Here is a 24,315-nt window from a genome sequence, read left to right on the forward strand (position 1 = left end):
CACAAATATAACGAAAGGATATTATGCAAAACATCAAACACATCCACCATGCCATGTTGCCATTACCCGATGGCACTAAGCTTGCGTATCGTGCTTGGTTGCCAAGCGATGCCGATGGCAAGCCTGTTCCAGCTATTTTGGAGTTCTTGCCGTATCGTAAAAATGACGGCACGATTGTTCGAGATGAAATCACCATGGCGCAAACTGCCGAGCAGGGTTATGCCTGCATTCGAGTTGACCTTCGAGGTTGCGGTGAGTCAGAAGGGCACACCACCGACGAATACACAGAGCAAGAGTTACAAGACGGTTTCGATATTATTGCTTGGCTGGCGAAACAGCCTTGGTGTAGTGGCAGCGTAGGCATGGTAGGTATTTCTTGGGGCGGGTTTAATTCACTGCAAGTTGCCGCACTGAACCCCCCTGCATTAAAGGCCATCATCACACAGTGTTCTACCGACGACCGTTATGCCACAGATGTACACTACATGGGCGGCTGTCTGCTGAATGACAACTTGGATTGGGCATCGTTCTTTTGGGCCTATGCACAAGGCCGCGCACCAGACGCAAAATTGGTTGGTGAAGGCTGGAAAGAGCAGTGGTTGGATCGCCTGAACAAAATGCCATTCCTAGCTAAGCCTTGGCTGACTGAGCAAGTCCGCAATGATTATTGGAAGCATGGCTCAATCTGTGAGGATTACAGTGCCATTAAGATTCCTGTCTATGCGATGAGTGGTTGGGCTGATAATTATCGCGATACGGTATTCCGCTTATTAGAAAACCTTGTTGATGTGCCGCGCAAAGGTTTGGTTGGCCCTTGGGCACATAAATACCCAAATATTGCGTACCCGAACCCAAAAATGGATTATGTAAAAGAGTCGGTGCGTTGGTGGGATCGTTGGTTAAAAGGCATCGAAAATGGTATCGATGACGAGCCGGAATTAACCTATTACATGCAAGACAGTGTTCGTCCACAGACGGATTATGATATGCGTTCTGGTCAGTGGATTTCAGAGCCATCTTGGCCATCGCCTCAGACAGAGAAAAAGACCTTCTATCCATCGAATGGTCAGTTGCTGGATACACCTCAACCAACGGCTTTGGCGCAGCAGATTTGCTCGCCACAAACGGTTGGCTTAAACGGTGGTCGTTTATGTGTGGGGATCCGTCTTGCCATGGAGCAACCGGCTGATCAGCGAGCTGATGATGCGGGTTCCATGTGTTTTGATACCTTGCCTTTAAAAGACGATTTGGCGATTGCTGGTCAGGCCATGGCGAATTTGGCGATCCGCAGTGATAAGCCCACAGCAAACCTTGCTGTGCGTATTTCTGATGTTCATCCCGATGGTGCGGTCACACGAATCAGTGTGGGTGTATTAAACCTAACGCATCGCGATAGCCATGAGTTTGTTGAGCCGTTAACGCCGGGCGAACTATACAATGTAAAAGTGCCTGTGACGCACGTAGCCTATAAAGTGCCTGCAGGGCATAAATTGCGCATCTCCGTTTCGACAGCGTGTTGGCCGTTAATTTGGCCATCCCCTGATCATGCCAAAATTACACTTGAGTCTTCTTTAAGCAATATTGAAGTGCCTCATAGAACCCAGTTAGTAACAGAAGTCGAGCCGCCTGCGCTGGACACGCCTGTAGCAGTTGATGGTGAAACACTTCGCCCAACGAAGAGTGAGCGAGTGGTGCATCACGATTACAAAACAGGTCTGGTTACGTTAGAAACCTATGATGACTTCGGCCGCCAATATTACAACTCTTGTGAAAGCATGATTGATATGGCGATGAGTCAGTGGCAGACCATTCATCCAGACGATCCACTTACAGCAGAATCTAAGTTGGTTTTTGACCTGACAATGGGGCGCGAAGGCTGGTGGACTGGTTTAAAAGGCCTATATCACATGCGTTGTGATCATAGGCATTTTTACATCACCAGTACTTGGGAAGCGTTTCATGATGGGGAGCTAATTTTCAGCAAAGAGTTTGAGGAAACCATCAAACGAACAGGTGTTTAACCGATTATTTCTGTGAGGAAGTTACATGTTTAAATCATTACGACCTTTGGTCTTTTTTCCAACCTTTATCATTTTGGTCGGTGCGTTAATATTCAGTTTGGTGGACTTGGCGCTTTTTACTCAATACACCAAAATAGCCAATAACTTCGTGTTGTCACACTTTTCTTGGCTGTTTAGTTTGGGTAGTTTCTATCTGCTGGTGTTGATCGCTATTACTTATTTTTCAAAATTGGGCAATATCAGAATTGGTGGTGAAAATGCCACACCAAAGCTCAAAAAATCTCGTTGGTTTATGATTGTACTCTGTACAACTCTAGCCGTAGGTGTATTGTTTTGGACAACCGCCGAGCCTTTGTATCACTTGTACTCGCCACCAGAAAGCTGGGGCATTGAAGGCAATAGCCCGAACGCTGTGCTATTTGCTTTCTCGGCGATGTTTTTGCACTGGGGGCCAACGCCTTATGCTATTTATGCCGTTCCAGCGTTAATCTTTGCCTTGGTGTTTCATAACCTAAAACTGCCTTATTCCATCAGCAGTTCTCTGCGTCCAGTATTTGGGAAATATGTGACAGGCCGTATGGGCGATGTGATTGATGCGTTGGCATTGTATTCCTTAGTAGTCGGAATGGCGTCATCATTAGGTACAGGTGCACTTACCTTGTTGGGTGGTGCGAGCCAGTTTTTACCTATGGAGAAAAACGCTGTTACGCTAGGCATTATTATCGCCATCATTGTGATTACCTTTGTATTGTCTGCAGCTCGTGGGTTGATCAAAGGTATTGCGCGCCTTTCCATGGTTAACTTCTGGCTGTTGATTGCGTTATTTGTATTTACTTTGATCTTTGGGCCAACACTTTATATGTTGGGCATTGGTGTGGAAGGCTTAGGTGCATTTTTACAGAACTTCTTTCGTCTTAGCTTGTTTACAGGACAAGCGGCTAGTGATCCATGGCCACAATGGTGGAGTGTATTCTATTGGGCTGTTTGGTTTGCTTGGGCGCCAATCACCGCGATGTTCTTAGGTAAAATCGCCCGTGGCTACACAGTGCGTGAGTTTATCCAAGTAAACGTTATTTTTCCTAGTTTGTTTGTGCTGTTATGGATTTCTGTATTCTCGGGTACCGCTATATTTATGGACCAAAAAAGCGGTGGTGAACTATATGAAATCTTGAATAGCGGCGGCATTGAATTACTGCTTTACCATATTTTTGGTGAATTACCGCTGGGTACGTTGACCTCTTTGATCCTTGTCTTCATTGCTTTTATCTCTTATGTAACGGCGGCCGATTCGAGCACCGATGCCATTGGTGATTTGTGTGTGAAAAACTTTAATGCTGAATCTCAAGAAGGCACTGGCATGCCGATCAAAATTCTATGGGGTACCATAATAGGATTAGTGGCTTGGATCATGGTCAGCACCGTAGGCGTGGCTGGCGTGAAATCTCTGTCTAACTTAGGTGGCTTACCTGCCACTCTGATTATTCTGTGTTGTAGTTTTACCTTGGTTAAATGGATCAAGAATCCTGCATTATTAAAAGGTTAACTAGGTCACTTTATCCAGGCCACCAAATGGCTTAGCACATTCGCTAGGCCATTTTTAGTTCACGATCTTACTACCTATTCAATTGCATCATTTTAGATTTTGTGTAGAGTATAGTTTGCGCTTCATAAGCGCCCCTGGATCAGCAGACAGGGCATAACTGAGCTGGCAAATTGACGATTTTCAACATCAAGGAGCCTGCTATGTCTGCGACACAGCCAAATGACATTTCTCTACAAAACTTTAAAAAGCCATTCCACTCTTCATCTAATCGTATTTGGATCAAACAACCTCTTGCGTGCTTTACGGCGAATGAACTTGATGCGCGCGGTGGCATCGTCATCGAAGGTGAGCGGATCAAAGAAGTGCTGCCATTGGGCCAGTTGCCTTCTCTCCCAGTAGACGAGGTCGTTGACGCTAGTGAGCTGGTTGTCTTGCCTGGTTTAATTAATACCCATCATCATTTTTATCAAACCCTGACTCGCGCTTGGGGGCCAGTGGTTAGTGAGCCCTTGTTCCCGTGGCTCAAAACGTTGTATCCAGTTTGGGCGCGACTTACCCCCGAGGCGCTGTCATTGGCAACACAAGTTGCCATGGCCGAATTGCTCTTGTCAGGCTGCACGACAGCCGCCGACCATCATTATCTTTTTCCAACGGGCATGGAAGACGCGATAGATGTGCAAGTCGATGTGGTTAGGCAGCTGGGCATGCGTGCCATGTTAACCCGAGGGTCAATGAGCTTAGGAGAAAACGAAGGCGGCTTACCGCCACAGCACACGGTGCAAAACGGTGATGTCATATTGGCCGACAGCCATCGTTTAATTAAGCAATACCATGAGCGAGGCGAGGGCGCACAGATTCAAATCGCACTGGCACCGTGCTCTCCTTTTTCCGTTACTCGGGAGATAATGGCGGACAGCGCAATATTAGCGCAACAGGAAGACGTGCGTTTACATACCCATTTAGCTGAAACATTAGACGAAGAAGATTTTTGTTTAAAGACCTTTGGTTTACGCACCGTGGATTATTTGGACAGCGTGGGCTGGATGAGCGACAGAACTTGGTTAGCTCACGGCATTCATTTTAACGGGCAAGAGATCAAACGATTAGGAGCTGCGGGCGTGGGGATTTGTCATTGTCCGGTATCGAATATGCGCTTGGCCTCTGGCATTTGCCCGACGTTAGATCTTAGCGCGGCGGGTGCCCATATTGGTCTTGGTGTGGATGGCTCGGCGTCTAATGACGCTTCCAATATGATGTACGAAGCCAGACAAGCGCTGTATCTGCAGCGTCTTAAATACGGTGCTGAAAAAATCACCCCAGAGCGCGTACTCGGCTGGGCGACGAAAGGTTCTGCAGCATTATTAGGGCGTAATGACATTGGCGAAATCACCCCAGGAAAACAGGCAGATCTGGCATTTTATAAACTGGACGAACTAAGGTTCTCAGGGAGTCACGATCCAATCGCCGCGTTATTGCTGTGTGGGGCCGAAAAAGCTGAGCATGTCATGATTGGTGGTCAATGGCGAGTCAAAGAAGGGCAAATCATCGACTTAGACTTACCGACCTTAATAGAAAAACATAAAGCCTGCGCCAAACAGTTGGTTGCGGGTTAGGTGGTAGTATTGTTGATAGGAAATAGGGTTTCCACGACATCAGACTGAAAGCATTGTAATCCAGCTCTATGATAACAATACTGACCAATTTAGGGTTGGTCAGTATTGTTTCTTGTTCTCACGACAGCACCATTTACTCAAACGCAGCTATCTGTCCCAGTGATCAGTTCATCCTATTTCTATTGTTTGGTCGTTCGTTTTTTACGTTCTGACAGCCAGATTCCCGCTAGTACCATAGCCAAGGCGATCGCATGGTAAAAATGGAATGTTTCGTTCAAAAGCAGCACCGCTAAAATGGGGGCGAAAATCGGCACAAAATTGATAAATACCCCAGCTCTAGCTGGTCCTATCAACTCTACTCCACGCATAAAAAACACCTGCGAGATTAACGAAGGAAAGAACGAGATATACAGAACAATCAGCCAGCCTTTTGGAGTGGGCCAGTAGGCCGCTCCTGTGGCGATTTCATAGGCCAAAGCGGGCAGCGCAGTGATGGCACCAATACAGGACAAAACAGTAAAGAACACCATGGCGGAGACGTTGGGTTTACTGCGTAGGGCCAAGGTGTAGATGCCATAACAAACACAGGCGATCAATATAAAGCCGTCCCCCGGATTAATGGACAATTCTAGTAGCGTACTCAGGTGCCCCCGAGTGGCTACTAGAGTCACTCCTAGTAGAGTGAGAATAATGCCAATTGCCTGCAAAAGATGGACCCTTTCACGAAACAGCAACATGGCGCCGAGCAGTACCAGTACAGGGACACTGCCTTGAATGATTCCGATATTAATGGCGGTGGTTTGATAGGCTGCAATATAAAACAGGGAGTTAAAACAGGTGAAACCGAGAGTCGCCATCAGCACCATTTTTAACAAATGTGGGCGCAGCAGGTGCCATTCCTGACGCACTTGGCGACCATAGAAAAATAACATCACACCACTCACAATCAACCAGCGTAGAGACACCACGGATAATGGTGAAACCTGATCAATCGCCAGACGGCCAGCAATAGTATTGCCGCCCCAAAACAGGGTACATAAAATCAGTAAGGCATAGGCATTAGAGTGAATACGATTAGTGAAGAAGCTCAACAAAGCGTTCATTATCAATCCTTAAAGCGGTAGAGCGGATCCCAAATTATTTTGGTTTACAAGCATACTCATGCAGGCCTAGGGAAGAAAGCAGAAATTGGTAGTTAGAAGAGTTAAAAGGCACAACTGACACTGATTAAAGTGCTTGATCGACTAGCACTATAGGATAGCCCTTAGAGCACTTTTCAATGCGTGCATCGACATTATAAGCGCGTCGAATATTTTGGGAGGTTAAGCTTTGCATTGGGGAGCCAGCGCTTAGCAGTTCATTAGGTGCTAACAGGATGATTTGGTCGCAATAGCGTAGGGCAAGATTGATATCGTGACTGATCAGTAGGCCAATACTTTGCTTTTGGGTAACTTCGGATCGAACGGCCTCTAACACTCTAATTTGCCAGTTTAAATCCAAGGCGCTGGTAGGTTCGTCAAGTAAGTAGAGGCTAGGTTCGCGTACCAAGGCTTGTGCCAGTGAGATCATCTGCTTTTGTCCACCAGACAGTTTGTGCATTGGTTTCATCGCCAAAGACGTGATGCCAAGCGTCATAAATGCTTGCTCAACCTTCTCTGTAATCCTCATACTAGACTCGTTAGCAGCTAGGCTTTTTGCTGAGCTCATGACAACTTCGTAGGCCAGTAGACTGCTTGCTTGGGGTAGTGCTTGGGGCACATAGCCCAAATGTTTAAGGCGCTGGTATTGGGTCATGGATGACAGCTCAAAGTCATTGAGCTTTGCCTCGCCCTTGTATGAGTGGATACCAGCTAACGATTTAACTAACGATGACTTCCCTACGCCATTGGGGCCCAGCACGGCAACCAGTGAACCTGCTGCAATAGCAGGTAAACTAATGTCATTAAACAAGACATGCTTACCGTGAGCTAGGTGTAGATTTTGTATACTCAGTGACATCATTGCCCCCCGCGTTTTTGGTGTTGATAGATCAGGGTAACGAATACGGGGATACCGATTATTGATGTCACCATGCCAATCGGCAAGATCAACCCCGGTATGATGGCTTTGCTTGCAATAGAAGAAAGCGATAATAAGACGGCACCGGTTAATGCACTGCCAAGGAGAAACATTCGGTGGCTTTCACCGACTATCATGCGCGCAATATGGGGGGCAACCAAACCAATAAAGCCGATCTCTCCAACAAAGGCTAACGCCGCCGCTGTTAATAAACTGACTCGAAGTAGGGTCATGACCCGCAATCGTTTGACATTGATGCCCATGCTCTGAGCTTGCTCTTCGCCACTACGTAGCAGTGTCATTGACCAGCTGTTGCGCAAACTAAAAATACAACATATAAGCAGTACGAGTGCCACCAATGTGGCTTTGTTTAGGCTGGCTCGAGCTAGGCTGCCCATGGTCCAGAATACAATCTGTTGTAATGCGCCTTCATCGGCGACAAATTGTAAAATACCTACCATTGCGTTGAGACCGAACATCAGGGCAATACCAAACAGCAGTACGCTTTGCACACTGCCACCGAGTTTGCTGGCTACACTCAGGATGAGCAATGACGCGACACTGGCACAAGCAAAAGCAAATAGGGGCATTAGGAATGTCGGGCTTAATCCTAGTCCGCTAAAATCAAATACAATGGCGAGTGATGCGCCAAAGGTTGCAGCAGAGCCAACGCCAAGTGTGAATGGGCTAGCAAGCGGATTATTCAAGGCTGTCTGCATCTCTGCGCCAGCTAGACCTAATGCTGCGCCAACGAGAATCGCCATTACTGCATAGGGTAGACGTACATCCCAGATAATGACTCTTTGAGCAGCGGGTAGCGTGTCTGGCTGCCATAAGCCCTTTATTAGCTCTAGATAGGGCAGGGGGGCTGGTCCCTGAGATAAGTCCAAAATGAGGCTCGTTATACAGATAAATGCGAGTGCCACTAAGGTGATCACTCGCCAACGAATTTGTTGCTGATAGAGGCTTGCTAAGCTTGGGTTGTTGGACATTAATGGTTTCATATTTTTGCGGGACCCAATGTTACCCAGTAAGTGCCGGTTTGGTCGATTGCTTGAAATTCGTTAAAAATTCTAGCTAGCGTAGCGTCAGGGTTCAGATCTGAGAATGTGTCTGGGTATAGCCACTTAGCAATACGTTGAATCGCAGCTACATTGAGAGGGGAGTTGTAAAACCCATGCCAGATAGCGTGTGCATTACCGCTCGTTACTGCATCTAAATGTTGTAGGTTATTGCGAATCAGCGCGGACTTAAGAGAGCGTGTCGCATCGTCCTTCGGTGTGCCTGCACCTAACATTACGTAGGGTAAAGCAGCAGTATTGCCTTCGTTAGGCATGCCTTTTGAGCCAACAGCGGTTGCGATGTAAGCTTCTGGTTGATGTGTTAACAGATGTTCAAGGTTAATAACCCCCGCGGCGCCAGGCACAATGGCATCTGCAATATTATGGCCGCCTGCCGCGATGACAAAGTCCGCTATCATGCCTCGTACCATGGTTTCGCAACAAGCATTAGACACTCCTACGCGACTGTGAATGAACACTTCTTTATTGGATATATTCTTAAGTGAGGAGAGCCCTTTGGTGACCTTGTTGAGTTCGTTGGAGTAAAATTCACTAAAACGCTGGGCTGCGCTTTGTCTTTGAAAAACCTCCCCAAGAAGATCGATGCTTGTCAGAGTATTTGTTAGTGGATGCTGTCTAAAATCCACGAATATTACTTTAACTCCCGCTTTTTCTAATGTGGCGATGACATCAGAATGGCGTGCATTGGGGCCATGACCATCTAGGCTAAATATCGCTAAGTCTGCGCTAAGGGTGATGGCACTTTCAATACTAAAACTTTGCACCGAAGTGCGACCGATAATAGGAATGTCCTGAATGATCGGGAAGCGTGCTTCATATGCCTTATAGGTACCAAAGTCGATGCTTTTTAAGTCGGATAGCATCGCCGCTACATGCTGAAGTGGGTTTTCAGGAAAAATGACAGACAAGGCGTTTAGATAGCGACTATCGCCCAGAATGACGCGCTCAGGCGTTTCTTTTATGACTACCTGGCGACCTGCTAGGTCGGTAACAGTGGTTGGGTAGGCAGCGAAGGTTTGTGACGCAATGAGTACACAGCATAATGAAATTGTACTGCTAAGTAGCGCGTTGAAAGACGAAAAAATTTTCATAACAAGGCCTAAATAAAAATGAAAAAAGCCAAACATTCTGTTGAATGTCTGGCTTAAGGGGATGAATGTTAAAATTTAAGTGCAGCGCTTAAGCGTACGTCACGGCCGGAAGATGGTGCTCCAGATACACTTTCCCAGCCTGAATTAGCTGAGTAGTCAGCTGTACTGGCGTGGTTGATGTACTGTTCATCAAATAGGTTTTTGACCGCAAGCGCTAAGGTGAGGCGATCTGTACCAAGTGGTTGCCAACGAGCATACAGACCGTGAACAGTGTATCCAGGCTTGTCGACTGTCAATTCATCGCTGCCAACAGTGAGTTCTATGTCATTTAGATCACGGACAATCTCTGTCGACCAACCCGCCACGAAGTGGTCGGTGAACTGGTAATCTATATTTAGAATCAGCGTGTCACCAACAGAGTTCGCCGTTGAGCCGTAAACATAGCGAGTTACGGTTTGACCATTAGCTTCGCTTTCCGCTGTATGGAAATGCAAACCCGCATTCACACGATTCAGTTGGTAGTTTACGTCCAAGTAGAAACCATTTGTTTCGATAGTGTGATCAAGGTTTTCGTACACTTTAGACCATGGTAAAGGTGTACCAATGAGGTCTTTTATTTCAGAGTGGTAAACCCCTGCACCGATCATCCAAACATTATGTTGGTAGTTGAGGCCCAGTTCTGTATTGCTGGCATTTTCTGCTTCTAAACTTGAAGTATTACTGGAGCTAGACAATTTGAACGAATCTTTAACTTCAGGGCCACGCAATGCTTGTGCATAGTTTGCCGTTAAGTTTAAGCGATTCGTTAATTGATAAGTCACTCCTATGTTAGGAGAAAAGCCGCCTTCAGAAAACTCTTGCCCATCTACATCTTTAAGTTCGTATAGGTCATATCGCATACCAGTGGAAAGCGTTAAGGAGTCAGTAACTAAGAGATTGTCTTGAAGATAGATAGCTTTAACGCTGCCAGTTTCTTCAAATTTATAAGGGGCTGTGTCTACATCGTTTTGGAAGCTTTTGTCATCACGGTAATTTATGCCATAGATAAGCTCATGATCACCCACAAAACTGGTGTTTTCTAACGTTAAGCCAACCGTTTCTACGTATCCATCGTAGGCTGTGCCACGGTATTCTCGTTCTTGCTCATTTTTTGTTCGGTATACCACGGCACGTGTGTTAATGAGATCACTGTTAAGGTCAAAGTGGTTTAGGTTAAAGGTCGTCGTCTGACGGTTGCCTTCTGTTGGTTCTGGTACGTTTTTAGGACCTACCTTCCATTCTGGTTTGTAAGGCATTTTACCGTTTTCTTCAACCCGTTCATGACTGATGGAGATGTCGGTAGAAGGGGACAGCACTGCTGTAACTTTAGCGAAGCCAAGTTGCTCTTCTGATTCCGTGCCACCTATTTTATCGCCGTTACCGTCTTTTATGTTGCTGCGGTCTGCGTCGGTAAAATGAACCAGTGCACCTAATTTCTTAGACTGTGTTTGTCCGTAGAGAGTCGCGCTGTTACGAATGCTCTCGCCATTACTGCTATAGGTCGATTTGAGCATAACGCCAAGGGTTTCATCCTCTGTAAGAAGATCGCTTGGGTCTTTTGTTTCAAAGCGTACTGAACCGCCTAATGCACCTGGGCCTGCCGTTGCGCCTGCAGCACCAGCTTCCACTTCGACGCGTTTTAACAGTTCGGGCTCAACAGAAATACGCCCCGCATGGTGAAATACTGCACCAGCTTGCTCTGCGCCATCAATTGTTACATTCAAGGAGTCTTCACCTATATTTCGCACATAGAGCTTTTGTCCCATTGCTACAGGGCCGCCGGCTGATACTTCGCTTTCTCCTCGGAACAACTCCTCAAGGTCTGTTGCCTGACGTTGCTCGATTTCTTTATCGGTTACGGCTTGGTCAAGTTCATTGATGGCACGGCCTTCAATTTTAAGCGCTTGTAAAACCGCTCCGTCATTTGCCCACACAGAGTTAGAAAAGATCGCGTGAGTAATGGCAAGGGCCAGTAAGGTTTTCTGTAGCATAGGTGAGGCTAAAGTACGCACAACAACTCCTTTAAATGAGAATGATTTATATTCAGTTGTTGCATTATGTGTATTGCGCAAAAAATGTGAACAAGTTTTACAACTGTTACATTTCAAAAAAGCACTGGTGTATCTATTCAGCCGTTGAGTGTGCGTTATCGTGAGATAAAGGCAGAGATATAAGTAGGGTTAAACCTTGAATAGTGTTCTGATCGTTATAACGATTGAAAGCCTTGATAGTACCGTCTAGCGCTAGAATTTGGCGCTTTGCTAACGCGAGGCCTAATCCATAGCCGCTCTTTTTAGAACTGATAGCACGGCTCTCTCTGGTTCGTTTGTCTTGCTTTTGAATCCTGAAGAAGGGTTTGAAAATGTCTTCGAGGTATTCTTCTGGAACACCTGGCCCCTGATCATCGACATAGATACAGGCTCGGTTATCAAGTGTACTAACGCGAACTTTAACCGCTTGTTTTGTTGACGTATGAGCTAAGGCATTGCGTATCGTATTCTCAAGCGCAGCGGCTAGTGCTTGTTGAGCACTTTGAACGAATATACTTGGCTTCGCTATTTCAAGTTGTAGCGGATGTTCTGGGTGCTCGAAGTGAGCATCTTCGATAATAATTTGGAGTAGGTCGACAATATCTAACGGCTCTAGTGCGAGCTTTGGTGACTCAGTGTTAAACCATGCAAGTGTTAACGCATCATCGATTAGTTCCTGCATGTTAGATGACTCGTAACGCAGACGTGCTAAAGCTTGCTGTTTATCGAGATCTTGTTCAACACAATCAACCGCAATGTTTAGGCGAGTTAGTGGTGTGCGCAATTCGTGAGATAGATCGGCTAATAGCTGCCTCTGGTCGACGATGAGTGTGCTGATTCGTCCGGCCATGGCGTCAAATATTGCAGTAAGGTGTGTTAATTCATCGTTTTGTTTATCTGGTGTATTGCCTGCACGAGCGTTGAAATCGCCTTCACTAAAGGCTTGAGTTGCGTGTTCAAGCCTGCGTAATGGTCGCATGACCTGTCGGTACAGAACAAAAGTGATTAAACACAAAATCAAGCAAGGTAATGCTATTTGAAGTAACAAATCAATGATTAGCAGGTTGCTGCCAGGGCGCATACGCTGAGGTAGTTGAATTAAGAAATGTGTTTTACCATCAGAAAAGAGAATGTCCATGGTCGGGTTTTCTCTGAAGTAGAGATGAATTTTCCAATCAAGGCTCCGGCCTAACGTAAATTCGCTTTTATAACGATCAGAGAAATCGGTATCAGCCAAAGTCTCTAATGCAGGACGAGTGATAGCAATCCAAGTATTTTCCTTTTGTTCGAGATTTTTTATCCAAACGGCAAGAGCGGCGTCCCCTTTGGTGGTCATAATACGTTCAGCTTCTTTGGCATAGCTTCGAAGCTCTGTACGATATGTCTGATCGATATAACTCATGCTGTCTTCAGTGTGACTGGCAACCAGATCTATTAACCAAAAAAGAGCAACGGTTCCTATAGAAATAACGCCAAGAAGCTTCCAAAGTAAGCGCTTTTTCATCGGTAGCTGTAACCTTTTCCATGGATCGTGCGTAAACTCTCGGTTTGCATTCCTGCAGATATAAGCTTTTTTCGAATGCGGCTTAGATGCATATCTAGACTGCGATCATAGCGGCTGAAGGCTTTACCCAGGGCGACAAGAGATAGATATGACTTTGACAGTACTTCACCTTGATTTTCAACGAGCATCCAAAGCATACGGAATTGGATTGGGCTCAGTTCGATCAACTGATCTTGGTAGTGAACGCTTTGTTCAAGGCGGTTGAGTTTAAGTTTTCCATTTTGTAGTTGTAACGGGTTTTCTTGGTTGTTTATTTGATTTGATCGTCTTAAGAGTGCATCAACGCGTAAACTCATCTCTGTAAAATTAAATGGTTTCGGTAGGTAATCATCGGCTCCGATACTGAGTCCTTTTATGCGATCTTCCTCAGCGCCAAGGGCAGTCAGCATCATAACGGGCGTTTGGCGCTCTTGCCTTAGTAGGTTCAATACTTTGAGCCCATCCATACGCGGCAGCATGACATCCAGTAATACAAGATCAAAGGACTTCTTTAAAGCGGTTAGTAGACCTTGTTCGCCGTCATAGCAAAGCTCGGTAATAAAGCCTTTTGCCTGAAGTAACTTTGATATTTGTTGACCAAGAGTTTCATCGTCTTCAACGATCAGAATGCTAAAGGCGTTCATGATAAGAATCCAAGTAATGAGAATTATTATCGTTAATATATCCGTATTGCAACGAAATGTCACCGCTTTCTATATTGGCTTTGAAGTATTAGTGGGTTATAGAAAAGGGTAATGGGTATGGAAACGGCACTAGATAAGCACCATTTTCTGCATTGAGTGAAAAGCTAAAGGGGATTAGTTTTTCTTGAGAGCGGTTGTGTTTAAACTTTGGTCTACACTGTAGATTGTCCAGCGTTCGTTAGCGAATTGCTGTTTTGCAAAAACCTCTGCCACAACACGACGGTTTAGTTGGCGTCCTGTTGCTGTTTCGTTATCTGCTATTGGGCGAGTTGCGCCATAGCCAATGCCTTTTACTCGATCTGCTTTTATTCTAAAGCTGTCTACCAGTACGTCAGCAATTGCGGTGGCACGTCGTTGGGATAAGACTCGGTTAAGTTCTGCAGATCCTTTGCTGTCCGTATGTCCTTCGATTACCACGTTGCTGTTTGGGTTATCCTGCAGAAACTTGGCCAGCTCTTTTAGTTCTGAGTAAAAGCGCGGTTTAATCTCGGCTTTACCGGAATCAAAAAGAACGTTTAGTTCGATAGATAAGAGTTTAGTGCTTTCGTAAGGGCAACCGTAGTTGTCTACAGCTACCCCTTCAGGAGTGTCTGGGCAGAGGTCTCTAGCATCAATAACACCATCCTTGTCGGAATCCGCTAGGCGAGCTTGTATGTTAGAAGCGTACAAGCTTTCTGCAGCGGTAAGTTGATCAAAAGCAAATAATGCTGCGATCAGACTGATGGAGTTCAAAAAAGTCCTCATTATTCTTTAACTGTCCTTAATAGACATCTGTGATTTATTTAGCTTATGGACAAAAGCTTAACATCGCCATTGGTTTTTTGTAGCTTTGTTTAAAAAAGTCACAGGTTTGTAATTTTATGTAATTACCAGCTACCAATGTTTTCCATAGAAGCCCAAGGTTCTTGTATTTCAAGCGAGCCATCTTTTTGTAATAGCTCGATTGAGATGTTGTTCGGGTCTTTAATGAAGGCCATGTGACCGTCGCGAGGTGGACGTAGGATACTAACGCCTAAGGATTGTAGTTTTTCACATACTTGATAAATATTATCGACTTCAAATGCAAGGTGACCGAATTGATCGCCGCCAGTGTATTCGCGGTCACTCCAGTTGTGCGTTAGCTCAACTTCTGGTGCGCCTTCCTCTGTTGCGTAGTAGATAAGTGAAAATTGGCCTTTTTCACTGTCCATACGTCGCGTCTGAATTAGACCTAAACCTTCGGTATAGAATGTATGACTTTCTTCTGGTTTGTCTGTTCTTATCATTGCGTGAAGATATTTTATAGACATGATTAAATTCCTAACGATACTAATAATATGAGAAATATTATTGCAGGATTAAAAGGGTAATTCAAAGTGCTCAGGAGAAGAGCCTTTTTATATGCTTATTCTTCCCAAACCCAACGGATAGGATCGCCAAAGTCATCATAGATTATTTTCTTCTTAGGACGCTTTTTAGCGGCAGGGGTGGTTGGTGATTTGGTGTGCTTTCTTTGTTGAATTGCAGCGACAACGTGATTTAATGGCGTCCGATCTTGTTTAGGCTCGTTAAAGCCTATGTGGCTCGTGTTATACTTGCCATCAACTAAACCGGATTCACCCATATTTACTTGTTGGATCGTTCCGTTTCGCTTGATAAATTGATCTACCAGAGATTCAAGCTCTTCTCGCGTGTCTCTTTTGGTGGTTTTTGGTTTTATCATAGTGTTTTGGTTGGGGGATATCCTATAAGTAAATCTATGGGTTAAAAAATGATCGCAATCATCCATATTAAACGTAAGAGGTAGCTGGTGTCTATTAGCAACTTAATTGTGCATGAGATTCAAAAACATGAAGGCGAGCGTAAGGCGATTCTTATTGCGCGTCCCAATGAAAACCCAGTGGATGGGCAAGCTGAGGCGTTGTCTGCTCAGGTGACGAATCTATTCAATCGTTCTGGAATGAATACAGGTCGCTTTGTAAACCCTCAAGGCAGTGAGGAGGGTGCGCAATTACCAGCTTTATTGTTTAAGCATTTTAAAAACGATACCTTTGTCGACTTTTCGGGATTTACCAAGGATTGCGCTGCCGAATATTTGAAATATTTAGAGCCAGTAGAAGAGGCGGAGGGTGGTTTGTTGTGGTTTAACCATTACGAGCTACATGATACGCACTTTTTGTATATCGTCATGTTAAAACGCAAAAAGGGTATTGGTCTTGGTGCGGATTTGAGCTTGTCGCAAATTGAGCAGATCGAGATGGAAAAGCTTCATATGTCGCTGCGTATTAATTTGACGGCATGGCAAGCGGGCGATGAAGGGCGCTACATTTCTTTCCGTTTTGGTCGGGCGCCTAAATTTGAGAGTGAATATTTTACTCAGTTTATTGGTTGTGATGAACCGAAAGTCGCTGCAAAAGAAACTCGTAAGCTAGTGGATTTGACCTCTGCGTTTTGTCAGTCGGAAGGTTTTCCATCTAAGCAGGCGAACGAATTCAAAAAAGTGGTTTCTGAGCATTGTCAGGCGAAAGCGCAAGATCGCGAGCCGTTGGCGATTAAGGAGATTGCTTCTCAAGTTGAGTCCCGATTTTCTGTTGAGCAAGCGAATAAGTTCTTAGAAATTGCCGATTCTGATAGTTTTAAGATGGAGAAAGAAATCTTCGTCGAAAAAGCAGCTCTGAAAAAACTGACACGCTTGTCTGGTAGCTCTCGTGCTTTGACGATTAGTTTTGATAGTGAGTTGCTGAGTGAGTCTGTGGTGTTTGATGCAGACTCCGGCACGCTGACTATAAAAGAGTTGCCGAAGAGCCTGCTAAAACAATTACAGTCTATGTCTAACTAAATGGTTTAGACAAAATAAGCTGTTTGAGATGAAGGGGTGGAAGGTTTGTTAAATCCCTAGCAAGCCTTCTAGTTCTTTCATCGTATGGAAGCATTCTGTTGCGCCAGCGGCCGTTTGCATGTTCGCATCAAGGGTTTCACTAAAGGCAAGTACTCGCATTCCTGCCGCTCGTCCAGCTGTAATTCCTGCAATAGAATCTTCTATTACCAAACAATCTTCTGGCGCTACATTGAGTGCTTTTGCTGCTTTTAAGTAAAGGTCCGGTGCAGGTTTGCCATTTTCTACGTCCTCGACACAGAAGCGTGTAGAAAAACGTTCTGCTAGTTGAATTTTGTTTAGTTTAAAATCCATTTCTTTACGTCGAGCATTGGTTGCCATGGCGATTGGCATGGTAATTTTGTTGAGTAAGTCTCGCACGCCTTTTATCGGGTCTAGGTCTGCTTCGATGACAGCATGAAAGCGCTGCCTATAATCTTCATCAAAGTTTGCTGGGAGAGGCCTTCCTAATAACTTCTCGGCATTAATTAGGTTTTCTTGGTTAGTGAATCCGGTAAATTTTGCGTGCAATGTCTCGTCATCAAGTTCAAGGCCGCATTCACTTAGCATGGATTTCAGAATAGTGTTGGAAATGGTTTCTGTATCGACAATAACGCCATCGCAATCAAAGATTATCGCTTTGTAAGAGTAAGTCATAAAAGAAGGTGTTTTGTTGTGAATGAGTATTGATGATAGCGAATTTAGAGGAGGTTAAGGAAGGGAGGGGGTTTATTATTTTTCTCCCCTTTAAAAGATCTATTTACGATACACTAACAGCCAATTATTATGGGCTTATTTCCGGTATTAGTTGCTTGCTTGACCAAGTTGCTGAGGGCGAGAGCTGACTTTTTTAATTGCTGTTACAGCATTCTTGAAAAAAGCAACAACAGCTTTAACACGACGAGCACGTCTTTGACGGCGAGCGTGGTCTTCGACAGAGGTATCAGCATAGCCCCATTTTGCTAGTAATGCTTCGTATTGCTCTTGAGAGTCCATGGTATTCTCCTGATTTGTTAATAGAAAATGTTGTTTTATTACAACAATGATAATATTAGTTAAGCTTGATTAAATGAACAAACGATCCTTTTTCACTCGTTAGGTTAGATTTTTTCATCATTTTAATTTGCTAAGGAAATTTCCTTGTACCAATCGTTAGAACAGTTTTCCAAGAGTTGGATTTTTAAGCGTAATGACCCAAAAGTTGAGCCTGAAGATTTGCTGCAAATTTGTTTGTTAAGTGAGCAAAGAGCCGCGCAAATTTGGCGAGATTATATTAGTGATGAACAGATTCATCCCGATCACTTATCTGACAAAGACTGGCCAAAGAAAGACAGTGCAAAAGTGCCTGATGGCAAGCTTTACTGGGAAAAAGCGTGGGATAGTGAAGAGGCATCTTTACCTGATGAGGTTCTTACGCATTTCTCTGCTTGGGGTGAGGATACGACTGTATTTTTTTGCTGCCATAATGAGTTGGTTTTTGAACTGCCTTGGGGTGTTTTTAAACGAACGTGGAAGGCATTTCTTTTTTTAGATAATGGGCCTATTTTAGTGGGCAAAAAGAAAAAACAAGCCGCGCAGTTTCATACTAATGGCTGGGGTAACTTGTTGTTTCGAGGCGTCTAATTAAATTAGGCTCTAGCGTTCTTTGAAATTCTTTTTCTGTAATTTACTTTCATAATGAGAGGTTGTTGCCCCGTTTTCTACTGATCATGCAATGCTCATTGAAGGCTTGGTAATAATTTAATAGATGTTTGCTGTGTTTCTCGTGTCCTAGTGTGTCGAGAAGCATGGCGGTGACTTCTGCGGTCGCAAACTGCATTTGATGGCTAGAGTGTCTAACCAGGAATGAGCGCTGGGCTTCACTGTTAATTTCAAAGTGAGGAATCTCTTTAAGCCATTCACTTTGATGAAACATTTTACTTGCTTGCTTCCATGTCCCATCCAAAATGATAAATGTGTGCTTTTTATTGTTTTGGTGACTGGGAGGGATAAGACTTCTTAGCGGTCTGTTTTGGGCTTGTGCTGTTTCTGTGTTTGGAAACAATACAGTGCAGTTTCCTTGGCAGCTTTTCAGTCGCTTTAGTAGTTGCTCCGATGGTTCTGTTCGACTCCATAAGTAAGCTTGCGTGTCTTCTGGAAACAGGTCTGCTATGAGTCTGCCGCTATTGGTTGGTTTGTGAATTTCGTCACGATGAAAAAGTAGAATGAAATCAATTGGCGATGCCATGCTTTTTCTGAGGTGGCAAAAGCAAGCGAACTCAGCCATTAAACAGTAGGCACATCGGACAGCCTTAGAACCTCTGGCGATGAATGGTCTCATGGAGTCTGTTTTGCATTCTTCACGCAGTATGTCGATAGAATGTTTAGAGGGTGTGTTAGTCATGGTGAAAATGGCTCTCGTTTTGGCTGAGTCATTATCGATTATTTGCCTCTTATGTCCAGTTTGAAAAAACAGTTGTATTCATTATTATGTGGGCTGTGTGGTTTGCTCCTTAAGCTTTTTTATCAAAAACCTTACAGAAAATATGCAAATACAAAGGAATGATCTGAAAGAGCGTTATTGCTTCTGTTCGTTGTCACCAAGTCACGATATGGTGTCAGATATTATTTTTTTACTATGAGTTGTCTATGAGTCGTTATATCTCTCCGGTTTTATACATTCTGCTTATGTTAGTTGGGTGTGTTGCGTTTATATCAATCGCCGGTGTTAGAGTAGGGATTTTTGAGCCAATAACAGGCTTTTCAATGTTGCGCACGAGCGTATTTGCTTCTTTGGTGTTATCCCTGTTAGCTGCGGCTTCGTTGGGTATATGCAGAAAAGAAAAAAATGTTGGTGTTCAGCGTTTCTTTTTTTTAGTTCTCATAGTTTCTTTGTTGTATAGCATCATGTGGATCGTTTTCTATTGTCAGCGCGCTGAACTGCCTGATATCAACGATATAACCACAGATACCCAGACGCCCCCCAGTTTTCTAAATGTTAATTTCATTCGAAAGTCGAAAGAAAATGATTTAAGTTACAACACCGAATGGGCACCCATTCAGCAAAAATATTATCCCAATGTTCAGCCTCTGTTTTCTGGAAAAGATCAAGCCACCGTGTTTGCTGCCGTTACCGATTTAGTAGAAGAGCGTGATTGGGACGTTATTGCTACGTATTCTGGTGCGGGGATTATTGAAGCCACAGCGCGTACGCCGATTTTTGGCTTTCGTGATGATGTTGTAATTCGAATTACTGAGGTAGATAATAAAATTCGAATTGATATGCGTTCATGTTCTAGAGTGGGTACTGGAGATTACGGTGTAAACGCTCAGCGAATTGTGTCTTTTATGAATGATCTATCTGTCTCATTGAATCATTCTCCTATTCCTAATGTTTATTTTGGTCGTTAAATTTCTGCTCGTCATCGATAGAGAGAAAAGCTAGACTCGATTAGTATCTTTCTTAGAGGAAATATAAAGGTGAGTCTTCGTCAGCAGCAAAAAGCCAATACTCGATCTAAAATTAAAACCATCGCTAAACAAGCTTTTTTAACACAAGGTATTGAAGCAACCAGTACTCGCTACCTAAGTGACAAAGCTGGCATTGCAGTTGGAACTTTGTTTGTTCACTTTCCCGATAAGCTTTCTCTAGTAAAAGATATCTTTTTTGATGAAATGGATGTGGCGCTTCGCGCTGCTGTTGCTTCTCAAAAAGCCAGCTCTTCCCCCATTGACTATCTCCTGCAGATGGCCCAAGTCTTATTTGACTTTTACGATGAATACGCAGAATTTACTCGACAAGTATTGTTAGATAGCTTGGCGAAGGGTGGGTTTCATACCAATCAAATGACTGTTATTTCAGAAGGTATTGTAAAGCGCTTCAAGCAGGTTGGTGTAGACGATAAAACAGCCGGTATTTTTGCTGAAAATATGATTGCTAACTATTGGTTTGTTTTGCTAACAGGGGTGCCAAAGGGCGTTTTGGGGGCGGTTGCAATCGACCATTTGAAGCGAATGAATCTGCCGTTTGAAATGTCTTATCGTAATGCGTTAAAAGCCAAGGGTTAATGCTTTTAGCTAAGCTCGTTGGCTTTTCGGTAGGGTCCTTGGTAGTCGAATAATCGTTCAGTGACCTGCCAATGTTGCTTTTGCTTTTTCGCGATGACGAAATCAGGCGCAGGAAGATATGGTAAAAAACGCTCTACTTCTTCCAGTTTATCAAATTCTATAGATTGACTGCCATTGGCGATTCTTCGTGCAAATAGGTCGTTAAATGCTTGTCGGGACTTCTTGAAATTAAAACGGAATGTCTCCGCCAGTGTTAAGCCGTCTTCATCGTGATAGGTGATCTTAATGGTTTTTTCTTTGCTGTTTATTTCCGGCGTAATTGCTGAGCAGCGTAAGACTTTGTTGTTTTTTAGATTGAGTGCGCTTCTTAATAAATCGTCTGGATCAATGAGTTTTTCGGCACAATGTTGGCATTGTCGTGCAGCGATGTCATTTTCTTCATTGCAATGAGGGCAGCGTTTAAAGCGAAAGCGATACGTGCATTGCTCTTCTCCGTGTTCGGTTTCCACTAGACCATGGCAGCGGCGTCCAAAATGCTCAAGGATATTGCCTTCGGCGTCTTTTCTTCCCCAGAATGTATTGGCAAAGTCGCATGCAGGGCAATGAATTTGCACTGCCACTGAATCTTGAGTTGGGCGCTTTTCGCCAATCTCAGGTTGAAATATATTGTAGCCATTATTGGTATAATCCAAGACTAAGCAGTCTTTTTTTCCTGGGCTTAAGCGCAAACCGCGGCCGACAATTTGTTGGAACAAACTGATTGATTGCGTTGGCCGTAATATGGCGATTACGTCCACATGGGGTGCATCAAATCCGGTGGTTAATACGGAAACGTTAACCAAGTATTTGATCTCTTTATTTTTAAATGCAGTGATTAATGAATCGCGTTGTTTGAGCTTGGTTTTACCTGTTATTAGCGCGGTTTTATCCGCCGGTAAGTAACTGGCGATTTCTCTGGCATGATCAATGGTGGCAGCAAAAATCATCACTCCTTGGCGATCTTGGCTAAGTTGTAATATTTGCTCGGTAACGGCTTCAGTGACTCTTGGGTGTTTATGAATCAGCTCGTTTAAAGCGATGTCGTCGGTGTTTTGCTCGCCGTCCAAACTCTCTGTTAATAGGCTGAAATCATAATGAGCAATCGCTGCATCGTAATGTATAGGAGGCGTCAAATAGCCTTTTTTCACCATGTGTTGGAGTGGCAGCTCAAAAATACATTTCTTGAATAATGAGTTGGTGCAGCTTCGTGTGTAGCCATGGTAATGATTCTGGTAGATCCAACCACTGCCTAAACGATAGGGTGTGGCGGTCAAACCGAGGATTTTTACCTTCGGGTTTAGTGCTCGAAAATGTTCGATGGTTTTATTGTATTGGCCACTTTCTTCCATGCCGACGCGATGGCATTCATCAATGATGATTAAGCTTGCGGGTTCGTTAAAATTATCAAGGTTTGCCGATAGCGATTGTATGCTGGCGAAAGTGGTTTTTTCTGTGCTGGTTTTCTGACTTAGCCCAGCAGAGAAAATTCCCGCCGATGCACCGGTTGCCAAGAACTTCGCGTGGTTTTGTTCAACCAGTTCTTTCACGTGTGCCAGGCAAATAACTCGACCTTTGGCTAATCGACTAAGCTCTGCTATTACTAAGCTTTTTCCTGCACCTGTTGGAAGTACAATGACGGCTGGGTCGTCGCTATTACGAAAGTGTCCCAAAGACGCCTCAACGGCTTGAATTTGGTAGTCTCGTAATTGAAAGGTTTGGGTCATTTTGTTTTAAATCTATCAGGTGAAATCTTGGTGTGTTGTGTCTTTGGCTACAGTATCATACCTGTTGTCGTAATTTTGCCTTTTTACAAGTGATCTTTTTTAAGTGACGAATCTATCTATGTCTAACAAAGTTCTGCCTGCTAAACGCCTGTATGTTGAAAATTCTATTCCCGCTTTCAGTAGGGAGGAGCCATTTGCTAATTTATTAATGGATCTACAGACCAAGGGGTGGAGTATACAGGACGACTTTTTTTCAATGGATTTTACTCAGGCGTTAATGGATGAGGCAGAAAGCATACAAAATGCGGTGATGTTGCAGGCGGGTATTGGTCGTAAGCAAGACCACCAAATTGTTTTGGATGCACGACGTGATTACATTCAGTGGATTGACCCAGACAAACCTATTCGCACCGATTTTTTAAAAATGATGGCAGACTTGCGTGTCGCACTCAACCGACGTTTGTTCTTAGGTTTGTTTGATTATGAAGCGCATTTTGCCCGATATGAAAAAGGGGCGTTTTACGAAAAACACATAGATGCCTTTAAAGGCGAGAGTAATCGTATTTTATCGACCGTTTTGTATCTGAACGAGGATTGGCAAGATGGCGATGGTGGTGAATTGATTATTTATGACGAGAATGACTCGTCTGTTGAAGTGGGGCGATTTTTTCCGAAAAAAGGGCGCTTGGCGGTGTTTTTGAGCGAATGCTTTTATCATGAAGTGGTCGTGGCGAAACGGACTCGGCACAGTATTGCTGGCTGGTTCCGTGTTAACAACACCACTGGGTCTACGCTTGATCCGGACCAGTAAATTTACTCCCTTTTAATTGTGTGGTTTTTTAGAGTTTGGCCTCGAAAAATGGTCTATAAATCTTTATAATGCGCGCCTTGTTTAATTGCTCTGGTTTTACGTTCCAGATCGCATAGGAGAATGTTATGCCTAAAGTCGTTGTGTGTGCCCTTTATAAATTTGTCGCTCTACCTCATTTTGAGTCCCTTCGTGAACCACTCCAAAAAACCTTAGAAGACAACGCGATTCGCGGTACTTTGTTGCTAGCAAGTGAAGGTATTAATGGTACGGTGGCGGGTTCTCGTGAAGGTGTCGATGCCATGTTGGCTTGGTTAGATCAGCAGCCAGGTTTGGATAACATTGTCACCAAAGAGTCTTATGACGAAGATATGCCGTTCTACCGTACAAAGGTAAAACTGAAAAAAGAAATCGTTACCATGGGCGTTGAAGGCATCGATCCTAAGCGCGTGGTCGGTACTTATGTAAAGCCGGCTGAATGGAACGCTTTAATTTCTGATCCTGATGTGGTTCTTGTTGATACCCGTAACGATTACGAAGTGCAAATTGGCACGTTCAAAAATGCGGTTAACCCAAAAACAGAGACCTTCCGTGAGTTTCCTTCCTATGTGAAAGAAAACATGGATCCAGCGAAACACAAGAAAGTTGCTATGTTCTGTACGGGTGGTATTCGTTGTGAAAAATCCACTGCTTATATGTTAGAGCAAGGCTTCGAAGAGGTGTATCACCTTGAAGGTGGTATCTTGAAGTACTTGGAAGAAGTGCCGAAAGAAGAAACCTTATGGGAAGGTGAGTGTTTTGTGTTTGATAATCGTGTGTCTGTAAATCACGATCTACAAAAAGGCGAATACGACCAATGCCATGCGTGTCGTATGCCAATTACCGAAGAAGAGAAACAAAGCGAGCATTACATACAAGGTGTGAGCTGCGTGCATTGCGTTGATAAATTCACCGATGAGCAGCGTCAACGTTTTATCGAGCGTGAGCGCCAAGTTCAGTTGGCTCGTTCTCGTGGTGAAGAGCACATCGGTGCGGAAGTGCTGGATGCAGTTGAAAAACATCGTTTGGAAAAAGCGCTAGAAAAAGAGCGTCAGCGCAAGGTTCGTGAATAAGCCTGAT

Annotated in this window: 23 protein-coding genes; 9 read left to right on the forward strand and 14 right to left on the reverse strand. The window is 44.2% G+C overall.

Going from position 1 to position 24,315, the window contains the following annotated elements; translation table 11 throughout:
• The first annotated feature begins 23 nt into the window (after positions 1 to 23).
• From JSY38_RS17490 to JSY38_RS17500, 3 genes are all read left to right on the forward strand, one after another.
• Positions 24 to 2,021 (forward strand): CocE/NonD family hydrolase, encoded by a 1,998-nt coding sequence (locus JSY38_RS17490; protein WP_205114434.1) that lies wholly within the window; start codon positions 24 to 26, stop codon positions 2,019 to 2,021.
• Positions 2,022 to 2,046: 25 nt separating this feature from the next.
• Positions 2,047 to 3,564, forward strand: a complete 1,518-nt coding sequence (locus tag JSY38_RS17495; RefSeq protein ID WP_205114436.1) for a BCCT family transporter — start codon at positions 2,047 to 2,049, stop codon at positions 3,562 to 3,564.
• Positions 3,565 to 3,764: 200 nt separating this feature from the next.
• Positions 3,765 to 5,177 (forward strand): 8-oxoguanine deaminase, encoded by a 1,413-nt coding sequence (locus JSY38_RS17500; RefSeq protein ID WP_205114438.1) that lies wholly within the window; start codon positions 3,765 to 3,767, stop codon positions 5,175 to 5,177.
• Positions 5,178 to 5,356: 179 nt separating this feature from the next.
• Here the strand turns inward: JSY38_RS17500 and JSY38_RS17505 are convergent, their stop codons facing one another.
• The 10 genes from JSY38_RS17505 to JSY38_RS17550 all read right to left on the reverse strand — a co-directional run bounded on the left by JSY38_RS17505 (position 5,357) and on the right by JSY38_RS17550 (position 15,426).
• Positions 5,357 to 6,280, reverse strand: coding sequence for a DMT family transporter (locus tag JSY38_RS17505; RefSeq protein ID WP_205114440.1), 924 nt, complete (start codon positions 6,278 to 6,280; stop codon positions 5,357 to 5,359).
• Between the two features lie 124 nt (positions 6,281 to 6,404).
• Positions 6,405 to 7,175, reverse strand: a complete 771-nt coding sequence (locus JSY38_RS17510) for an ABC transporter ATP-binding protein (RefSeq protein WP_205114442.1) — start codon at positions 7,173 to 7,175, stop codon at positions 6,405 to 6,407.
• Positions 7,175 to 8,239 (reverse strand): FecCD family ABC transporter permease, encoded by a 1,065-nt coding sequence (locus JSY38_RS17515; protein WP_205114444.1) that lies wholly within the window; start codon positions 8,237 to 8,239, stop codon positions 7,175 to 7,177. The genes JSY38_RS17510 and JSY38_RS17515 overlap by 1 nt, the downstream gene beginning before the upstream one ends.
• A complete protein-coding gene (locus JSY38_RS17520) occupies positions 8,236 to 9,408 on the reverse strand; it encodes a TroA family protein (RefSeq protein WP_205114446.1) in 1,173 nt (390 codons plus the stop codon). The genes JSY38_RS17515 and JSY38_RS17520 overlap by 4 nt, the downstream gene beginning before the upstream one ends.
• A 68-nt stretch (positions 9,409 to 9,476) precedes the next feature.
• Positions 9,477 to 11,459 carry a TonB-dependent receptor domain-containing protein gene (locus JSY38_RS17525; RefSeq protein ID WP_205114448.1) on the reverse strand — a complete coding sequence of 661 codons (1,983 nt, stop codon included), beginning with the start codon at positions 11,457 to 11,459 and terminating at the stop codon, positions 9,477 to 9,479.
• A gap of 112 nt (positions 11,460 to 11,571) precedes the next feature.
• Complete coding sequence (locus JSY38_RS17530) at positions 11,572 to 12,981, reverse strand: HAMP domain-containing sensor histidine kinase (protein ID WP_205114450.1); 1,410 nt, start codon at positions 12,979 to 12,981, stop codon at positions 11,572 to 11,574.
• The gene (locus JSY38_RS17535; RefSeq protein ID WP_205114452.1) at positions 12,978 to 13,664 is read right to left on the reverse strand and encodes a response regulator transcription factor; all 687 of its coding nucleotides are present in this window, start codon (positions 13,662 to 13,664) and stop codon (positions 12,978 to 12,980) included. The genes JSY38_RS17530 and JSY38_RS17535 overlap by 4 nt, the downstream gene beginning before the upstream one ends.
• Positions 13,665 to 13,838: 174 nt before the next feature.
• Entirely contained in the window at positions 13,839 to 14,456 is a 618-nt protein-coding gene (locus JSY38_RS17540; RefSeq protein ID WP_338041436.1) for an OmpA family protein, read from the reverse strand.
• Positions 14,457 to 14,590: 134 nt separating this feature from the next.
• The gene (locus JSY38_RS17545) at positions 14,591 to 15,013 is read right to left on the reverse strand and encodes a VOC family protein (protein ID WP_114412223.1); all 423 of its coding nucleotides are present in this window, start codon (positions 15,011 to 15,013) and stop codon (positions 14,591 to 14,593) included.
• Between the two features lie 95 nt (positions 15,014 to 15,108).
• Positions 15,109 to 15,426: a hypothetical protein gene (locus tag JSY38_RS17550; RefSeq protein WP_205114456.1), complete on the reverse strand. Its 318-nt coding sequence runs from the start codon at positions 15,424 to 15,426 to the stop codon at positions 15,109 to 15,111.
• Between the two features lie 87 nt (positions 15,427 to 15,513).
• Here JSY38_RS17550 and JSY38_RS17555 point away from each other — a divergent pair, with 87 nt between their 5' ends.
• Positions 15,514 to 16,542: a nucleoid-associated protein gene (locus JSY38_RS17555; protein WP_114412221.1), complete on the forward strand. Its 1,029-nt coding sequence runs from the start codon at positions 15,514 to 15,516 to the stop codon at positions 16,540 to 16,542.
• Between the two features lie 48 nt (positions 16,543 to 16,590).
• On the opposite strand, the gene JSY38_RS17560 is transcribed toward JSY38_RS17555, so the two are convergent.
• Together JSY38_RS17560 and JSY38_RS17565 are read right to left on the reverse strand one after the other, a co-directional pair.
• Complete coding sequence (locus JSY38_RS17560; protein ID WP_114412220.1) at positions 16,591 to 17,235, reverse strand: HAD family hydrolase; 645 nt, start codon at positions 17,233 to 17,235, stop codon at positions 16,591 to 16,593.
• A 147-nt stretch (positions 17,236 to 17,382) separates the two neighbouring features.
• Complete coding sequence (locus JSY38_RS17565) at positions 17,383 to 17,574, reverse strand: hypothetical protein (protein WP_114412219.1); 192 nt, start codon at positions 17,572 to 17,574, stop codon at positions 17,383 to 17,385.
• A gap of 144 nt (positions 17,575 to 17,718) precedes the next feature.
• On the opposite strand from JSY38_RS17565, the gene JSY38_RS17570 reads away from it, so the two are divergent.
• Positions 17,719 to 18,201 (forward strand): DUF2947 family protein, encoded by a 483-nt coding sequence (locus JSY38_RS17570; RefSeq protein WP_205114458.1) that lies wholly within the window; start codon positions 17,719 to 17,721, stop codon positions 18,199 to 18,201.
• 49 nt (positions 18,202 to 18,250) lie between these two features.
• Here JSY38_RS17570 and JSY38_RS17575 read toward each other — a convergent pair whose 3' ends face one another.
• Entirely contained in the window at positions 18,251 to 18,961 is a 711-nt protein-coding gene (locus JSY38_RS17575; RefSeq protein WP_205114460.1) for a tRNA-uridine aminocarboxypropyltransferase, read from the reverse strand.
• A 245-nt stretch (positions 18,962 to 19,206) separates the two neighbouring features.
• On the opposite strand from JSY38_RS17575, the gene JSY38_RS17580 reads away from it, so the two are divergent.
• On the forward strand, positions 19,207 to 19,968 hold the full coding sequence (locus JSY38_RS17580) for a DUF1499 domain-containing protein (RefSeq protein WP_205114462.1): 762 nt from the start codon (positions 19,207 to 19,209) through the stop codon (positions 19,966 to 19,968).
• A 69-nt stretch (positions 19,969 to 20,037) separates the two neighbouring features.
• Positions 20,038 to 20,625 carry a TetR/AcrR family transcriptional regulator gene (locus tag JSY38_RS17585; RefSeq protein WP_114412215.1) on the forward strand — a complete coding sequence of 196 codons (588 nt, stop codon included), beginning with the start codon at positions 20,038 to 20,040 and terminating at the stop codon, positions 20,623 to 20,625.
• Between the two features lie 5 nt (positions 20,626 to 20,630).
• Here the strand turns inward: JSY38_RS17585 and radD are convergent, their stop codons facing one another.
• A complete protein-coding gene (gene radD, locus JSY38_RS17590) occupies positions 20,631 to 22,388 on the reverse strand; it encodes a DNA repair helicase RadD (RefSeq protein ID WP_205114464.1) in 1,758 nt (585 codons plus the stop codon).
• A 118-nt stretch (positions 22,389 to 22,506) separates the two neighbouring features.
• On the opposite strand from radD, the gene JSY38_RS17595 reads away from it, so the two are divergent.
• Entirely contained in the window at positions 22,507 to 23,199 is a 693-nt protein-coding gene (locus JSY38_RS17595) for a 2OG-Fe(II) oxygenase (protein WP_114412213.1), read from the forward strand.
• A gap of 125 nt (positions 23,200 to 23,324) precedes the next feature.
• A complete protein-coding gene (trhO, locus tag JSY38_RS17600) occupies positions 23,325 to 24,308 on the forward strand; it encodes an oxygen-dependent tRNA uridine(34) hydroxylase TrhO (RefSeq protein ID WP_205114466.1) in 984 nt (327 codons plus the stop codon).
• Positions 24,309 to 24,315: the final 7 nt, after the last annotated feature.

It is taken from the genome of Marinomonas foliarum (assembly GCF_016906065.1).
In the GTDB taxonomy this organism is placed as follows: domain Bacteria; phylum Pseudomonadota; class Gammaproteobacteria; order Pseudomonadales; family Marinomonadaceae; genus Marinomonas; species Marinomonas foliarum.

What these genes read in the sequence shown, in the direction of transcription:
- JSY38_RS17490 (WP_205114434.1), top strand. Translation starts at nt 24, where the DNA reads ATGCAAAACATCAAACACATCCACCATGCCATGTTGCCATTACCCGAT.
- JSY38_RS17495 (WP_205114436.1), top strand. Translation starts at nt 2,047, where the DNA reads ATGTTTAAATCATTACGACCTTTGGTCTTTTTTCCAACCTTTATCATT.
- JSY38_RS17500 (WP_205114438.1), top strand. Translation starts at nt 3,765, where the DNA reads ATGTCTGCGACACAGCCAAATGACATTTCTCTACAAAACTTTAAAAAG.
- JSY38_RS17505 (WP_205114440.1), bottom strand. Translation starts at nt 6,280, where the DNA reads ATGAACGCTTTGTTGAGCTTCTTCACTAATCGTATTCACTCTAATGCC.
- JSY38_RS17510 (WP_205114442.1), bottom strand. Translation starts at nt 7,175, where the DNA reads ATGTCACTGAGTATACAAAATCTACACCTAGCTCACGGTAAGCATGTC.
- JSY38_RS17515 (WP_205114444.1), bottom strand. Translation starts at nt 8,239, where the DNA reads ATGAAACCATTAATGTCCAACAACCCAAGCTTAGCAAGCCTCTATCAG.
- JSY38_RS17520 (WP_205114446.1), bottom strand. Translation starts at nt 9,408, where the DNA reads ATGAAAATTTTTTCGTCTTTCAACGCGCTACTTAGCAGTACAATTTCA.
- JSY38_RS17530 (WP_205114450.1), bottom strand. Translation starts at nt 12,981, where the DNA reads ATGAAAAAGCGCTTACTTTGGAAGCTTCTTGGCGTTATTTCTATAGGA.
- JSY38_RS17535 (WP_205114452.1), bottom strand. Translation starts at nt 13,664, where the DNA reads ATGAACGCCTTTAGCATTCTGATCGTTGAAGACGATGAAACTCTTGGT.
- JSY38_RS17545 (WP_114412223.1), bottom strand. Translation starts at nt 15,013, where the DNA reads ATGTCTATAAAATATCTTCACGCAATGATAAGAACAGACAAACCAGAA.
- JSY38_RS17550 (WP_205114456.1), bottom strand. Translation starts at nt 15,426, where the DNA reads ATGATAAAACCAAAAACCACCAAAAGAGACACGCGAGAAGAGCTTGAA.
- JSY38_RS17560 (WP_114412220.1), bottom strand. Translation starts at nt 17,235, where the DNA reads ATGACTTACTCTTACAAAGCGATAATCTTTGATTGCGATGGCGTTATT.
- JSY38_RS17565 (WP_114412219.1), bottom strand. Translation starts at nt 17,574, where the DNA reads ATGGACTCTCAAGAGCAATACGAAGCATTACTAGCAAAATGGGGCTAT.
- JSY38_RS17575 (WP_205114460.1), bottom strand. Translation starts at nt 18,961, where the DNA reads ATGACTAACACACCCTCTAAACATTCTATCGACATACTGCGTGAAGAA.
- JSY38_RS17580 (WP_205114462.1), top strand. Translation starts at nt 19,207, where the DNA reads ATGAGTCGTTATATCTCTCCGGTTTTATACATTCTGCTTATGTTAGTT.
- radD (WP_205114464.1), bottom strand. Translation starts at nt 22,388, where the DNA reads ATGACCCAAACCTTTCAATTACGAGACTACCAAATTCAAGCCGTTGAG.
- JSY38_RS17595 (WP_114412213.1), top strand. Translation starts at nt 22,507, where the DNA reads ATGTCTAACAAAGTTCTGCCTGCTAAACGCCTGTATGTTGAAAATTCT.
- trhO (WP_205114466.1), top strand. Translation starts at nt 23,325, where the DNA reads ATGCCTAAAGTCGTTGTGTGTGCCCTTTATAAATTTGTCGCTCTACCT.